General features: G+C 36.0%; 12 protein-coding genes and 1 pseudogene. All 13 read right to left on the bottom strand.

Translation table 11 applies throughout. The annotated features are described in order from the left end of the window. Nucleotides 1-4: 4 nt before the first annotated feature. A complete protein-coding gene (locus H5157_RS04300) occupies nucleotides 5-1180 on the bottom strand; it encodes a DegT/DnrJ/EryC1/StrS aminotransferase family protein (protein ID WP_182724214.1) in 1176 nt (391 codons plus the stop codon). Next, nucleotides 1173-2099 (bottom strand): GDP-L-fucose synthase, encoded by a 927-nt coding sequence (locus H5157_RS04295; protein WP_002958450.1) that lies wholly within the window; start codon nucleotides 2097-2099, stop codon nucleotides 1173-1175. Before H5157_RS04295 ends, H5157_RS04300 begins: the two co-directional genes overlap by 8 nt. A 5-nt stretch (nucleotides 2100-2104) precedes the next feature. Next, nucleotides 2105-3229, bottom strand: a complete 1125-nt coding sequence (gene gmd / locus H5157_RS04290; protein ID WP_002958449.1) for a GDP-mannose 4,6-dehydratase — start codon at nucleotides 3227-3229, stop codon at nucleotides 2105-2107. A gap of 68 nt (nucleotides 3230-3297) precedes the next feature. Next, a complete protein-coding gene (locus tag H5157_RS04285; RefSeq protein WP_002958448.1) occupies nucleotides 3298-4734 on the bottom strand; it encodes a phosphomannomutase in 1437 nt (478 codons plus the stop codon). 23 nt (nucleotides 4735-4757) lie between these two features. Further along, nucleotides 4758-6170, bottom strand: coding sequence for a mannose-1-phosphate guanylyltransferase/mannose-6-phosphate isomerase (locus H5157_RS04280; RefSeq protein WP_002958447.1), 1413 nt, complete (start codon nucleotides 6168-6170; stop codon nucleotides 4758-4760). Between the two features lie 50 nt (nucleotides 6171-6220). Beyond that, nucleotides 6221-6691, bottom strand: a complete 471-nt coding sequence (locus H5157_RS04275) for a GDP-mannose mannosyl hydrolase (RefSeq protein WP_002958446.1) — start codon at nucleotides 6689-6691, stop codon at nucleotides 6221-6223. Between the two features lie 328 nt (nucleotides 6692-7019). Further along, nucleotides 7020-8156 (bottom strand): annotated as a pseudogene (locus H5157_RS04270) (nucleotide sugar dehydrogenase). A gap of 91 nt (nucleotides 8157-8247) precedes the next feature. Continuing rightward, nucleotides 8248-8997: a glycosyltransferase family 2 protein gene (locus H5157_RS04265; protein ID WP_002958443.1), complete on the bottom strand. Its 750-nt coding sequence runs from the start codon at nucleotides 8995-8997 to the stop codon at nucleotides 8248-8250. Beyond that, entirely contained in the window at nucleotides 8997-9932 is a 936-nt protein-coding gene (locus tag H5157_RS04260) for an exopolysaccharide biosynthesis polyprenyl glycosylphosphotransferase (RefSeq protein WP_182724213.1), read from the bottom strand. The genes H5157_RS04265 and H5157_RS04260 overlap by 1 nt, the downstream gene beginning before the upstream one ends. Then, on the bottom strand, nucleotides 9926-10912 hold the full coding sequence (locus H5157_RS04255) for a Wzz/FepE/Etk N-terminal domain-containing protein (RefSeq protein WP_002958441.1): 987 nt from the start codon (nucleotides 10910-10912) through the stop codon (nucleotides 9926-9928). The genes H5157_RS04260 and H5157_RS04255 overlap by 7 nt, the downstream gene beginning before the upstream one ends. Nucleotides 10913-10986: 74 nt before the next feature. Continuing rightward, nucleotides 10987-13665 (bottom strand): SLBB domain-containing protein, encoded by a 2679-nt coding sequence (locus H5157_RS04250; protein ID WP_182671015.1) that lies wholly within the window; start codon nucleotides 13663-13665, stop codon nucleotides 10987-10989. Between the two features lie 122 nt (nucleotides 13666-13787). Next, nucleotides 13788-14570: a YdiY family protein gene (locus H5157_RS04245; RefSeq protein WP_024596589.1), complete on the bottom strand. Its 783-nt coding sequence runs from the start codon at nucleotides 14568-14570 to the stop codon at nucleotides 13788-13790. A 186-nt stretch (nucleotides 14571-14756) separates the two neighbouring features. Further along, entirely contained in the window at nucleotides 14757-15575 is an 819-nt protein-coding gene (locus tag H5157_RS04240) for a mechanosensitive ion channel family protein (RefSeq protein WP_002958438.1), read from the bottom strand. Between the last annotated feature and the right edge of the window lie 118 nt (nucleotides 15576-15693).

The following is a 15693-nucleotide window of genomic DNA, read 5'->3' as shown; positions in this document are numbered from 1 at the left end:
TAAACTATTTATTTAAGAGTTTTGATAACAATTCAATTTCTTTTTTAATACCGTTTTGATGATTACCGACAAACAAACCATTTATATCTAAATACTCGGCTGCTTCTAATGTTCCTGAAACTTCGTAATCAAAGTACTCAAGTACTTCTTTATTTTTCAAAAAATTACCAGTTACAATCGGTCGACACTCAATTCCATTTTCAGTTAATAATTTAACCAAATCGGCGCGGCTATAAGGTGCATTTTCCTTTAAAATTAATGAAAAACCAAACCAACTACTCGAGCCAGTTTCTTGTTGAATATCGATAAAAGGATGATCAGCAAACAATGACTGAAACAGTTTTGCATTCTCACGGCGCATATCAATAAAGCGAGGTAACTTTTTAAGCTGTTCAATACCTAATGCACCACTCATTTCTAATGGACGAACATTATAACCTGGCAACATAAACTTAAATGACTCTTCGAATGCATCATCACTTTTTTCACCACTTACTTTATTAAACTTAGGTAGATTACGAGTCCAACCATGTGCACGTATACAAAGCAGAATATGGTAAAGCTCTTCGTCATCAGTAACAACGCAACCGCCTTCCATCGTTGCTATATGGTGCGAGAAAAATGAGCTAAATGTTCCCATTACACCATAAGTACCTGCTTGCTTACCATTTAGGGTAGCACCCATTGATTCACAGTTATCTTCTAAAACAAAAATATTACGATCCGCAATTATTTCGTTCATGCGGTTAAAATCGTTAGGGTTACCGAGTAAATTCACTGACAAAATAGCTCTCGTTTTATCAGTTATCGCAGCCTCTAGCTTATCTAAATCCATATTTAAAGTTTTGCGATCAATATCTACAAACTTAACTTTTAAACCATACTGCTGAAGTGGAAAGTAAGTAGTTGACCATGATACGGCTGGTACAATTACTTCATCGCCACGTTTTAGCTTTAGCGATTCATTCTTAGTAAAAAATAAAGACGCGATCATCAATAAATTTGCTGTAGAGCCAGAACTAACCATTAACGCATATTTAGAGCCAAAAAACTTTGCAAAATCCTCTTCATACTGAGCAACTTCTTTACCCATGGTAAACATATCTGAGTCTATAACTCTTTGAATTGCAGAATACTCATTTTCGTCCCAGGTGCTGCTTGCTAGTGCATAATTAGTCATTACAATACTCTCTTAAATAAAATTCATACGTTTTTTTAATACCGGCTTCTAATTCAGTTTTGTAATGCCAGCCGAATTCTTTTAATTTTTTGTCGTCTATTAACTTTTGTTTCATGCCTACAGGTTTGCTCAAGTCGTGTTTAAACTTTCCCGTATAACCAACTACATTCGCTATAGCTTGATAATATTCATTAATTGTATAATCAGTACCTAAACCAACATTCAGGTTTTGTGGCATTTTTTCAAAATTATCAATTGCATAAAAAATAAAATCAGCAAGGTCTGCAGCGTACATAAATTCACGGCGCGCTTCTCCATCACCCCAAATATCTATTTCAGCCAAATTATTTTCTTTTGCTTCAGCAATTTTCCGAATAACCGCTGGTATCATATGCGAATGATTTGGATCAAATTTGTCAAAACGGCCATATAAATTACATGGAATAATCGTTTTATAAGTTTTATTTGGGTTTTCTTTACAAATATATTCGCATAAGCGAGTGCTTGTAACTTTAGCTAATGCATAACCTTCATTAGTTGGCTCTAGCTCCCCTTTTAAGATTAACTCTTCGCTTAACGGGTTCAGCGCATCACGAGGATACATGCAAGAGCTACTCAAATTTAAAAAGCGATTAACCCCTGAATCATTTGCCGCTGTGAGTATATTAAGTCCCATTTGCATATTCTCAACCAGAAACTTAACTGGTTGTGCCATATTAGCTTGAATACCGCCCACAATACCTGCGGCATGAATAATCATATCCGGCTGATATTTGTTAATATATTTATTGACTGAATCTTCATTCAATAAATTAAGTTCGACACTACTTGGGGCCAAAAATTCATGTTGATATTGCTTTGAAATATCTAAAATATTTCTGCCAACCATGCCATTAGCACCAGTCAATAAAATTTTCATTAAACCTACTCAACTGAAACTGCTGGGCTATAGCCATGATTTTTTAAAATGGCATGTTGTTTAGCTTTATCTAAATCATTTGCAACCATTTCTGAACACATTTCTTCTACTGTGATTTGTGGAACCCAGCCTAATTTAGCTTTCGCTTTTGACGGGTCGCCTAATAAGGTTTCTACCTCGGCAGGTCTAAAGTAACGCGGATCAACTTTCACAATTATGTCACCAACTTTTAGTGCTGGTGCATTATCACCAATGATAGCTTTAACAGTTGCAATCTCATCGAGACCTTCACCTGTAAATTCTAGCTCTATGCCAGCTTCTTTAGCCGATAAAGTAACAAACTCACGTACACTAATTTGCTTACCTGTAGCAATAACAAAATCGTCAGCAACATCTTGCTGCAACATCATCCACTGCATACGAACATAATCTTTAGCATGGCCCCAATCACGAAGTGCATCCATATTCCCAAGGTATAAACAAGATTCTAACCCTTGTGATATATTGGCAATCGCCCGTGTAATTTTACGGGTTACAAAGGTTTCACCACGACGAGGAGACTCATGGTTAAATAAAATACCATTACACGCGTACATGCCGTATGACTCACGGTAATTTACCACTATCCAGTAAGCATACATTTTAGCTACGGCATAAGGTGAGCGTGGATGAAATGGAGTAGTTTCTTTTTGAGGTATTTCTTGCACTTCACCGTAAAGCTCTGAAGTTGAAGCTTGATAAAATTTTGTTTTTTTCTCAAGTCCTAAAAAACGTATTGCTTCGAGTAAACGTAGCGTCCCCATAGCATCAACATCGGCTGTATATTCAGGGCACTCAAATGATACAGCTACATGACTTTGCGCACCTAAATTATAAACCTCATCTGGCTGTACATCTTTAATTATACGCGTTAAGTTAGACGAGTCGGTTAAATCACCATAATGTAGAAAAAACTTTTGGTTTTTCTCATGATTATCTTGATAAATATGGTCTACACGTTCTGTATTTAACGACGAGGCACGGCGCTTTATACCATGTACTTCATACCCTTTTTCAAGTAACAATTCAGCAAGGTAAGAACCGTCTTGGCCTGTAACGCCTGTTATTAATGCAACTTTATTCTTTGTCATTTCTAATTCCTTTACTCAAATTTTATAGTATTACTTTTAAGTAATACCAAAATTTAATAATCATGTATTTAATTTATATCTAGGCTTTTAACTTTACTTAACGTGCTCAAAACAATTTTATTTGCTGTTGAAAAATCGTTCGCTTCACCATAACAACGTAGTTCAGGTGAATTGCCTGATGGACGCAAGTGAATAATGTTGCCATTTTCAAATGTTATTCTTAATCCATCTTTTTCATCAACTGTATCTATAATTACGTTTTCAAAACCCAGTTTAGCCATAAGTAGTGAAGGCGTATTTTTACCAAGTGAAATAATTGCTTGGCTTTTTTCTATAGCAAAATTTTGAATTCTATCGCTATAAGTGAATCGAGCTGGTAGAGCGTCTACTAGCTCTGAAATAGTACTCTTTTTTGCTGCGACTAAAAGCATGATTGCTGGTAAAATCGCATCACGAGTAGGCAACGATTTCAATAATTTATTGTTTAGTTGAATATCACTGCCCAACAAAAAACCACCGTTGGCTTCAAAGCCGGCTATTCTCTCATATTTTTTAGCTAACTGCGCAAATTCAGCAATAACATAGGGTGAACCAATTTTAGTACGTGAGATATACTTAAATTTATTGCAGCTTTCTATTGCTGTATTACAACTTACAGGAATTGCAAGAGCTTCGATATTTAATGTGTCTGCACATAACAAGCCTAAAATATCTCCTCGCAACCAAGTACCATTCTCATCCGATACTAACGGACGATCACCATCACCATCTGTTGAAAATATCATGTCTAAATTATATTTTTCAGACCAAGCAATTGCCTTAAGCATATCTTGTTCTGATACAGCTTCGGTATCTATTGGCACAAAAATATCGCTGCGCTCTAAGGCAATAACTTCAGCCCCCAATGCCTCGAATATTTTGTAATACAAGTCACGCCCTGCACTAGAGTGCTCGTATATACCTATGCGTTTATTGGCCAATAATGATTTGGGTAATAATGACGTGTATCTTGCAATATATCCATTTGCAGCATCAAAACTAACGTTTAGTTCTGATACGCTCTCAACTGCTTTAAACATTATGTCGTTATTAACAATCGCTTTTTCATCAACTTTACTTATCTCACCGTCGGGGCGGTAAAATTTGAGTCCATTACGATCAAATGGTATATGACTACCTGTTACCATTATTGCTGGCATATTATCTTGCATCGCTTTATAAGCTAAAGCAGGAGTAGGTATTACGCCATAGTATAAAACACCAATATTAAGGTTAGCTAAAGCTGCCGCACAAGCCTGTGCCATCCCATAGCTGCTGGGCCGATTATCAATAGCAATAGCAACATGGGTAAACTCATTATTTTGTTGCATACTTTGAACGAATGCCGTACTGAAAGCAGCACAAACATTAGCGGTAAACTGAGTTACTAGCCCCCTGGCACCACTAGTACCAAAAGTAACACCGCTTTGCGCGATAATAGCCGCACTTGATAGTATTTTATCCATTATAATCCATACTGTTCAAACATTTACACTCTGCCATAGCGATCTTCAAAACGCACAATGTCATCTTCACCTAAGTAACTTCCGGTTTGTACTTCTATCATTTCAAGCGGTATTTTACCTGGGTTTTCTAGTGCGTGAATTGTACCTAAGGGAATATAAGTTGATTCATCTTCTGTTACTAAAATGGTTTTATCACCATTTAATACGCTTGCTGTACCTGAAACTACAATCCAGTGTTCTGAACGATGGTGATGTTTTTGAATTGACAATTTCTCACCCGGTTTAACGGTAATACGTTTAACTTGATCTCGGTTACCGAAATCAATAGAGTCGTACTTCCCCCAAGGACGGTACACTTCACGGTGTATTTTGTGTTCAGTTCGCCCAGCATCTTTTAGTTTTTTCACTATTGCTTTAACATTCTGAACTTGATCTTTATTCGCGACTAAAATTGCATCTTTTGTTTCAATGATTACTAAATTATCAACACCGACTGTAGTAACGAGTTTATTTTCGGCATATATATAGTTATTGGTAGAGCCAACTGAAATGACATCACCTTTTAATACATTATTATTTTTATCCTTAGCCGAGACTTCCCATAGAGCAGAAAATGACCCTACATCACTCCAACCAGCATCCATTGGTACGACAATTACGTCTTCACTTTTTTCCATAACAGCATAGTCAACAGAGTCATCTGGACAAGTTTCAAATATTGCTTTATCTACACGAACAAATTCTAAATCTTGTTCAGGTGTAGCAATCGCTTTACGACAAATGTTTAATATATCAGGAGCAAATTTAGCAAGTTCATCAAGATAACGGCGTGCTTTAAATAAAAACATACCACTATTCCAATAATAATCACCGCTTTCCAAATATGCCTGTGCGGTTGCTAAATTAGGTTTTTCTACAAATTCACTCACTGAAAAAGCATCGCCTACTTTTTCATTCGATTTTATATAGCCGTAACCTGTTTCAGGTTTAGTAGGTACAATACCAAAAGTTACCAATTTATCGCTATTTGCAAAGGGTAATGCTTTTTCTACAGAGGAAGCAAACGCCTCAGTATCTTCAATTACATGATCTGCTGCAAGTACAAGTAAAATAGGTTCTTCACCATCAACAGCATTAGAGATGGCATGCAATGCCGCAAGTGCTATTGCAGGGGCTGTATTTCTACCGGCTGGCTCTAAAATTATTCCACCATGTTTAAACCCACCTAATCGCATCTGCTCAGCAGCAATAAATCGGTGCTCTTCATTACAAATTAAAACAGGCTCAGAATGCTCTATTTCAGCTAAACGAGCAATTGTTTGTTGAAGCATTGACAACTCCCCCGTAACAGTTAAAAATTGTTTGGGGTATAATTCACGTGAAAGAGGCCATAATCGAGAACCAGTGCCGCCTGCCATGATAATAGGTGTGATCATAAATTGCTTTCCAATTTTAAATTTGTATGTAAGTAATTAAACATTTTACACTATTTAATTAGCCTGTCGGCTTCCTTGTCACGTTGAAAGTACCATTTAGTGTGTTTGTGCACATTGTCATTTAGTAGTAATGCGCTTTCAGTAAACCATTTATATTCACAGTGTTGCTCTGTTGGTAATGATAATAAATCACCATCAAAATTAATTTCGTAAGCTAATACAACGTAATGAGTTGAGAAGTCTTCATCAGAGAAGTTATCATCGTAAAAATGTTGATAGACACCTTTAAATTTTGGTTCGACTTGAAATAAACCCAGTTCATCTCTTATTAAACGTTTAAATGCGGTGTCAAGCGTTTCATCTTTTAGTATTCTTCCGCCTGGTACAAACCATGCTTTTTTGGCTGGGCGATTTGTACGTTCACCTAGTAATATTTCGTTATCATTATTTCGTACAATTAAATCTATCGACACAAGTGGAGTCGACTTTATAACTGTTTTAAATGTATTTAATGGGAGCATATTGTACTCATACACTATGTTAATTTAATTTTTAACAACGTTTATAGGTTAAACATAAAACTACAGAGTTCTTATTATTATAAGAACTTCACCTTCCCATATATAAACTTAAACACTAAAATAAGAACATGGTTGATTGCACTAAACTTCAATACCTTCGCCATATATTAATAAACACAGAGTATACCTAAGTGCAGCTTCCCCTGTAAACAGAGCCACCTGCTTATATAAGCAATAAAATAGGACTAGCTCATAATGTTCTATCATTACTTATTAATTTTAATCTAAAAGTCACATTCTTATTATGGTTTTATTGCTAAATAAGTTATTAATCACTACTAAACAAATCACGTGTATACACTTTATCTGCAATATTACTAAGCTCTTCAACCATGCGGTTTGGTATAACAACATCGGATATTTGTTTAAACTCATTTAAGTCTTTTATTACACGTGAGTGGTAAAACTCATCTTCTTTAAGTACTGGTTCGTAAACCAAAATCTCAATACTTTTAGCTTTAATACGCTTCATAATGCATTGAGTGGCTGATGCTCTAGCATCAGCAGATCCGATTTTCATTACTAAACGGTAAACTCCAACTATTTTTGGGCTGCGCTTAATTATTGAATCGGCAATAAAATCTTTTCGGATTATATTAGCATCAACAATCCCACTAACAATATTACTTGGTACACTTGCGTAATTAGCTCTAAGTTGCTTGGTATCTTTTGGCAAACAGTAGCCACTATACCCAAAAGATGGATTATTATAGTGTGTACCAATGCGCGGTTCTAAACCCACACCTTCAATAATTTGCTTACTATTTAATCCGTGGGTTTCTGCGTAACTATCGAGCTCGTTAAAATATGCCACACGCATAACTAAGTAAGTATTAGAGAATAACTTAATAGCCTCAGCTTCCGTTAAGCCAGTAAATAATACTTCAATATATTTTTTGAGAGCACCTTGTTTTAGTTAATCAGCAAACACAGTAGCACGATCACTTTGCTCACCAACTACGGTACGTGACGGGTCAAGTTATCGTATAACGCCTTACCCTCTCTCAAAAACTCAGGGGGAAATATAATATTTTGGCTATTAAGCTTTTCTTCTAATGATTGCGTAAACCCAACCGGTACTGTTGATTTAATAGCCCATCTTTAATAACCGCTTCAACAGAACTCGTATCAAAATAATTACTATCTACATCATAATCTGTTGGTGTGGAAAGTTTTACAAAGTCGGCGGATTTATAAGCAACATCCTTACTTGTTGTTGCTGTAAAGTTTAAATCATCACGCTTTAAAAATTCACTAATTTCAGTGTTTAAAATAGGAGATCCTTTATTATTTAAAAGAGCAATTTTTTTCTCGTCAATATCAAGCGCAATGACTTCGTTATTTTGCGCTAACAAAATCACATTTAAAGGCCTACATAGGCAGTACCTACTACCATGACTTTCATACTTTCCTTATTATTAAGTTTAAACTTGATAACAAATAAACTTTAAAATCCTTTAGATAATTACTTGCTATTTAAGTTGTTATTATTAAATTTAACTTAAATACTTTGCTAAGCCTTTAGCTGAATATATTATAAAATGATACATAGCTCGGAAGAAATTCAGCCCTACAACAGTCCTATAGAAAAGCCATTGCCACTTTAATACTTCAAATTTATTTTTGGTCATACCTGAATCTACACGATATAATGCAAGCACCTCTTGCAGGCCATAAGCTTTAGGTACTTCTTTGAGTATTTCTAACCACAACCCCATATCCTGCCTCTTTCGAATTAAAGGCATATACTTTTTTCCTAACGTTTCAGTATCATATACGACAGTTAAGCAACCTATAACATTACCATTTAATAAACTGTTATAAGTTGTAAACTTAGGCGGTACAATAATCCCTACCTTTTTATTATTCTCAATTTTTTGATAAGAAGTGAAAGTAAAAGCTAATTTTTTTTCGAGCATAAAGTTTATTTGTACGTTAAGCTTATTAGGCAACCATTGGTCATCTGCATCCAAAAAAGCTATAAACCGGCCTTTAGCTTGCTTTATTGAGTTATTTCGTGCTGCTCCTGCTCCTGCATTCCTATTTGTAGTAAACAACTTAATTCGTTTATCTGCCTCAATAAGCTTTTTAATTATTTTTAGCGTGCCATCAGTAGAGCCATCATCAGTTATCAATAACTCCCAATGAGAATAGGTTTGCTTTAAAATAGATTCTACAGCTTTCTCGATAAAGCATTCTGCGTTATAAGCTGGCATTATAATTGATACTAAATGAACCTGAGACATTAACGACCCATTCCAAATATTACAGTTTTGACTGTTAACAATAAAATTTTGAGATCTAGCATACTAGAGTGATGCTTTATGTAATGAATATCATACTTATGCTTCCAAATTGCATCCTCAACTGAAGCTCCATACGGATAGCTTACTTGAGCGAGACCAGTAACACCGGGTTTAACAGCGTGACGAAAACGATAGTATGGTATTTCTTCCTCTAAATCTTTTATAAATACTTCACGTTCAGGTCTCGGGCCAACAATAGACATAGTACCCTGTAAAACATTTATAAGTTGTGGTATTTCATCAATGCGTGTTTTTCGAATAAACCTGCCTACTTTTGTTATGCGTTCATCGTTTTCACTAGCCCATTGAGCGCCATCTTTTTCAGCATCACTTCGCATTGATCTAAACTTATAAACTTTAAATTCTTGGTTGTATTGCCCTGTGCGCTTTTGTTTATACAAAATAGGGCCACGACTTTCTAATTTTATAAACAATGCAGCAAGGCTATATAATGGTAGTGTTATAACTAGCAAAAAGATTGCACTAATTATATCTACAACCCTCTTTGTTATCTGTGTTTTTTTATTAGATAAGATCGAAAACGCTTTTTGATGTAAAAAATAGCTACTGTGGAGTAAGCGAACTTCTGTATATTTCAACCTGTCGTCTAAATAACTTACTAACGGCTCTACCCAGGCACCACTTTCGGTTGCGTTTACTAAAAAATCACGTTGCTGCTTAGTTAAGTGCGCACTTCTATAATGGCATATCACCTTTTCTGTAAAATCAGTGATCGAAAAGTCATTGATCACTAAGTCGAATGAATGCTCATTAATAATTTCTACAATATTAGCTACGCACTCATCTGGACAGAATACATATACAATATTCTGCTTTAGTACTTCTTTTTTTGATTTAAAACTTTTGGTTAACAAGATGATTTCCAACTAATATTAGAGTTTTTATTTACCCGAGTGTAGTGTTTTACTAATATAATCATTACACTTAACACACACCCCAACAAGGTACCCAATAGACAAATAAGAGCCCGCTTAGGTTTAAACTTCTCCTCAGGCACAAGTGCTGGATCGATAGTTTTGAACACATATTCATCACGCACATTAGCAAACATGATGGTTTTTGTTTGCTCTTCGATTAATTTATAAAGCACTGTTCGTATATCGGCTATTTTTGTTTGATTTAACTGTTTAGTTAAAAATTCAGTGCTTTTATTAGCCTCGGCCACATCGCGACTTTTCATTACTTCATTTATATCTTGTATTAACCAGTTAACCCATTGCTTTGCTATTACTGGCGATTGATGCTCTACCGCTAAAGTGATCATGCCTGATTCTTTATCTTCACTTATAGTTAAAATACTGCTAAACACTTTATAAGCCTCTTGCATTGAAGGTTCAGGATTTTTTGGGGCTTTTACTTGGCGTAACCACGTATTCGTATCCGAATTATAATCTTCTATATTGTAAATTAAACTATCGGTGGCTAAATCCCACGACTTAACGGCCATTAAGTTGGGTAAAAGGTTATGCTTTTTGATAAATTGACTAGTAAATTGGCGCGATTTTAGTATTTCGATAGCTAATTGGCTTTTATTACTTGCATTGCCACCACCTAAATTAACTCCGGCTAAACTTGCAAGCCCACCAAACTGGCCTGCTAATGCACCTAACCCGCCACCTTGTTGCTCTTCGGCCGGCGCTAATAATGCCTCCGATTTATAAATATTAGGCTGGTTAATAGCGTAAAAAACGGAGGCGGCAGCAAATAATGTAGTGATCGCGATAACAACCCATTTACCTTGCCAAATTACCGAAAACAATTCTCGTAGATCAATTTCGTCGTCAGCAATTGTGCGTTCACTTGTTTGCTTTGGGTTGTTTAAATTATTTTCCATGTAAATCTCAGTTCATTCTGCGTGGCGTAGAGCCCTGCCTACAAATAAATACGCGGAAAAACCGCGCATAGTTATTAAATACTACTAATCGCAGCAACAGCTACACCAAGTTGATAAAGGATCTGTGTTGCAGTACTCCAAAGTGTCAATTTATCCATGTGATCTGCATCCATTGGTATTACTATTGTGTCACCTGGCTCTAACTGGTCAGCATTATTTGCTGCAAACCAGCCACCTGTGTTTGGTATTTTCACTGAACCATTGGCTTTAATAATGTAAATTCGGTCTTCAGCCGCACGCTCTTTAAGGCCACCACTTAGCGCTATATAATCATCAACACTAACACCTGATTTATAAAGATGTGATGTTGAGTAATTAACTTCACCAATTACGCTGATTGAATCGCGCTTACTTGGTACATAAAGTGTATCGCCATCTTGCAGTACTAAGTTTTGTTGATTATTTACAATTAAAGGTAAATCAATTACTAAACGTCCTACGGCTTCTACACTTGCGAGGTCGTTTAACAGCTTGTTCATTTCTTCATAAGAAAGTGTGTTGCTACTTACCGAGTTTTGGAAGCTTTTAGAGGCAATGTCGCGGCGAAGCTCTGTAGATAAACGCGCTAACTGCTTTTCCTCTTGTTCTTTAATTGATGTACGGGTAAATACAGCTGCTTTTTGTTCTGCAAATTGTGAAAAACCACCCGCGCGTTCAAGTAATTCAGTTAGCGTTTCACCTCGGCGTATAGTGTACGTGCCTGGAAATTTAAGCTCGCCTTTTAATTCTACTTTTACATTTTCTTGCCAATTTGGAATTGCAAAAACGTTGATGCTGTCTTTACTTTGTAATGTAATATTACTTTGAAGGTCGCCTTTCATGGCGCTTTCAAGGTCAAATCGTAAGTGTTCTATTTTAGAACCATCGCTGGCTACAATACGTGTAATTTCAGCTTGTTTTACGTAGGCAGACTCTAACAGGCCACCGGCTGCTGTTATTAAATCACTTACCTCACCACCAATCATTAGTGGATAAATACCAGGGAAAGTTACATTCCCGCTGATTTCAACTAATTGCATTGCTTGTTGCACTGATGCTTGCTGTTTAAATTTAGCAATAATCGGCGCTAATAAGTTATGGCGGCTAAATAATGCGTAATCTTCAGGTTTGAGTTCTTGGTCTTCTTCTTCTTTTGCTTTGCGTTTAGAAATTTCTGCAATTGTTAGTATTTTATTGTCTTCAAGAACAAGCTCTTCGTCTTCTTGATTAACACCAATATATTTTTCGAACTCTTTTTGCTCAAACTTGTGCCATTGCTCTGCTTTTTGTTGCTGCTCTTGTTGCTCTTGGCTAAGAGCCATATTTGCTAGAGCTGATTGCTCTGCTTCTTTTTCTTCAAAACGACTAAATACAACTATCTTGTCATTAGCTTTAAGTTGTAAGTTGTTTTCAGGATTTTTAATAATCGCTTGAGCAACGTCGAACTGATGCGCTTCTATATCGCCGTTTACATTTATTTCGCGGATGACGAGGCCGTAGCTTAAATCGGCTTGCGGTAGTAGGTCACCGCGTATAGATTTAAGTACATCTGAAATACGCTTGCCTTGGTGCCATTGATAATTACCTGGGCGTGCTACTGCACCAATTAAGCTAATTGAATTTTGATATTGCGAGCTAACTGAATTAAAGCGAATGCGGTCGCCATCTTGTGGGATATAGTTAATTTGTGGTTTTGAAAAATCGACCGAGAGTACTTCTTTACGATCGAAATTAAAGCGCTCTACAATTGCGCTTTTAGCGTATGCATTTGGTTTAAGGCCTCCGGCCATCGCTAATAACTGCTTAGCAGACTCGCCTTTTTTAAGTTCAAAAATAGCGGGACGTTTAACTGCACCTTCAACTGTTACTTGAGCGCCAACTGATGGAATAAATACAGCATCGCCCGGCTTTAATACGATATCGTTACTGCTATCGCCATTAATAAGTAAGTCGTAAAGGTCAAAGTTTGCAACTACGTTGCCTGCGCGTTTAACTTGAATATTACGAAGAGAAGCAATGTCAGACACGCCACCGCTTACGAATAATGCGTGCGAAACGGTTGTTAATGAAGAAACACTGTAGCTACCAGGCTTGTAGGCCTCTCCTAGCACTAAAATACGCATGCTACGAAGCTGACCAAGCGATACAAACGCTTTTACACCTATTACCTCTTGCTCTACTTTTACTTTTACTAATTCTTTAATTTCAGCAAAAGTTAAACCGGCCACTTCAACAGGGCTTAAATCTGGAATACTAATACGTCCTTCACGGTCAACTATAACTTCAAAACTGTCACTTTCTTTACCATAAAAGTTTATTTTTAATTGATCGCCAGGGCCCACAATATATGTATCTGGTACTGCGGCATTTTCGCTTGGCATAAATGTAGTTGGTTCACCTGCAAACAATTCGTAACCGTACGGCTTTAATTCGTCTGTTTTTGGTTTAAAGCGCTCTTCATCTGTAAGCTTTTCTTTTTCGGGTTCTGCGCGCTCACCAATACTATTTTGCTGCTGTGTATTATTTTGATTATTAGATTGGTTTGTACCAGTGATCGTTGATATATCAACACCATACTGTTTTGCGAGGGCTTCTTGTTGAGCTTTCGGTAACTTTTTAAATTGCTCAATTTGAGACGCTGTTGGCGTAAAAGCCAAAGTACTAAAACTACAAAGTAGAATAAAAGCACTAATAAATTGTGTAAAAACTTTCACGAGTAGGTATATCCCTAGGTCTACAACCAAAATTGGCCGCTATAATACCTTAATTTTAAGAAAATAAAAAAGGGACTTTCGTCCCTTTTGTCACTTTAATGTCATTAACTTAACTACATTGGTTAAAAACTGTAAACCAACGTGAATGACGTTTCTGTGTCAGTGCTTTCTTTATCGTCAGCAACATCTGAGTTGTTAGTGACATTAAAAGCGACTTTCATTTGTAACGAGCCGTTTATTTTTGCAAGTAATGCAGTTTCAGAACGAGTTTTAGTGTTTGTATCACCGTACTCAACAGCAACTAATTGAGTAAAACGTGCATTCTCAGAAATTTGCCAGTTGTAATCTAACTTACCCAAGGCAATTACTTCGCCTTCAAATTCACCAGCAAGAGAGTTACCGTTGTCATCAACTTCAGTGCTATCGTCTGGGTATTCAAAGTATTTATAACCAGGACCAATTTCAGCACTTAGCCACATAGTTTTTTCGTTTAATAAACGTAAACCGTAACCTGCAGAAATTACTGACTCACTTCTATACGCTCCAAAATAATCTGAAACGTGTGAACCATAAATGAATAAATGAGAATGATCTTCATTTAATTTGTAATTACCTTGTGCAGAAATTGAATACTTCTCGTTAGTGCGCTGCTTGTTTTTGTCACCATTAGCATCTTCAACTTCATCTTCTTTGTAGATGCCGTCTAGCTTGTATTCGTTGTTCCAGTGTTCAAGATTGTGCTGAACTTTGATGCCACCTTTAAGTGTGGTCGTTTCTGTATTACCACTTGTGACAATAGCACCTAATTCACTGGTAACTTCCCATGTTCTTTGTTCTGCGTCTGCAGCAAATGCGTTTGTTGCAGCAGAAGCCGCAACTAAAACTGATAAAAGCTTTAATTTCATTAAAAAATAACCTTTGTATAAATGTACATCTATTTTATTAAAGCATTACTTGTTAGAGCAAGCTAAACAGCTAAGTAATAATGTAAAAAATTTTCATGCAGCAAATACCGCATGAAAATTTTATGTTTAATAGCTCTTTAGCACTATAACAATTAAAGATAACTTTAATTAAATAACTATTTAAAATTAGTCTTGCTTGTGAAAGTGAACATCCATTTGTGGAAATGGGATAGTAATATCTGCATCATCTAATGCGATTTTAATATTTTCCATTAATGACCAGTAAGTAGGCCAATAATCAGCAGCGTTAACCCAAGGACGAACAATAAAGTTAACACTTGAATCGCCTAACTCATTTACAGATACATTGTAAGCTGGATCTTTAAGTATGCGTGTTTCTGCATCTAATACAGATTTTAATACTTCTTTTGCGTGACGTAAATCAGCATCGTAGCCAACACCAATAACTAAATCGATACGACGAGTAGACTCTCGTGAGAAGTTAGTAATAGCACCAGACATTATTTGAGAGTTTGGTACGATAATTACTTTATTATCTGGAGTACGTAGTTCAGTTGAGAATATTTCGATTTTTTTAACCGTACCCATTTTATTACCTGCTTCAACAAAGTCACCAGACTTAAATGGACGAAGTAAAATAATTAGTACGCCTGATGCGAAGTTAGATAATGAACCTTGCAATGCTAAACCAACAGCTAAGCCGGCAGCACCTAAAATAGCAATGAACGAAGTTGTTTCAATGCCAATTTGCGAAAGTGCCATTAAAATAGTTACAGCAAATACAAGTGTGTACACAATACTTGAAACAAATGAACCGACAGCTTTATCTACTTTCTTTTTAGCAAAACCTTTTTCAGTTAAGTTAGAACAAAACTTAGCAACACGACTACCAAGTAAAAAGATAACAAGCGCAACAACAGCTTGTATACCGTAGTGTAAAATTAGGCCTGAGTTATCGTTAAGCCAATTAAGTACTGAATCCATATTTACTCCAAATGTTTTTTATTAAGCGTTTTCGGGCATTATTATACATTAATTTACAATTTATTCTCATGAAATAATGAATTAATACTATTAAATGCAAGTATATTCGATTTTTTAG

This window comes from Pseudoalteromonas sp. SG43-3, assembly GCF_014164385.1.
In the GTDB taxonomy this organism is placed as follows: Bacteria; Pseudomonadota; Gammaproteobacteria; order Enterobacterales; family Alteromonadaceae; genus Pseudoalteromonas; species Pseudoalteromonas distincta.
Note: the sequence above shows the minus strand (reverse complement) of the source record. Positions and strands in the feature narration are given on the sequence as shown.

Coding starts and splice junctions, on each gene's coding strand:
- H5157_RS04295 (WP_002958450.1), bottom strand. CDS start 2,099: ATGAAAATTTTATTGACTGGTGCTAATGGCATGGTTGGCAGAAATATT.
- H5157_RS04275 (WP_002958446.1), bottom strand. CDS start 6,691: ATGCTCCCATTAAATACATTTAAAACAGTTATAAAGTCGACTCCACTT.
- gmd (WP_002958449.1), bottom strand. CDS start 3,229: ATGACAAAGAATAAAGTTGCATTAATAACAGGCGTTACAGGCCAAGAC.
- H5157_RS04280 (WP_002958447.1), bottom strand. CDS start 6,170: ATGATCACACCTATTATCATGGCAGGCGGCACTGGTTCTCGATTATGG.
- H5157_RS04285 (WP_002958448.1), bottom strand. CDS start 4,734: ATGGATAAAATACTATCAAGTGCGGCTATTATCGCGCAAAGCGGTGTT.
- H5157_RS04265 (WP_002958443.1), bottom strand. CDS start 8,997: ATGTCTCAGGTTCATTTAGTATCAATTATAATGCCAGCTTATAACGCA.
- H5157_RS04255 (WP_002958441.1), bottom strand. CDS start 10,912: ATGGAAAATAATTTAAACAACCCAAAGCAAACAAGTGAACGCACAATT.
- H5157_RS04300 (WP_182724214.1), bottom strand. CDS start 1,180: ATGACTAATTATGCACTAGCAAGCAGCACCTGGGACGAAAATGAGTAT.
- H5157_RS04240 (WP_002958438.1), bottom strand. CDS start 15,575: ATGGATTCAGTACTTAATTGGCTTAACGATAACTCAGGCCTAATTTTA.
- H5157_RS04245 (WP_024596589.1), bottom strand. CDS start 14,570: ATGAAATTAAAGCTTTTATCAGTTTTAGTTGCGGCTTCTGCTGCAACA.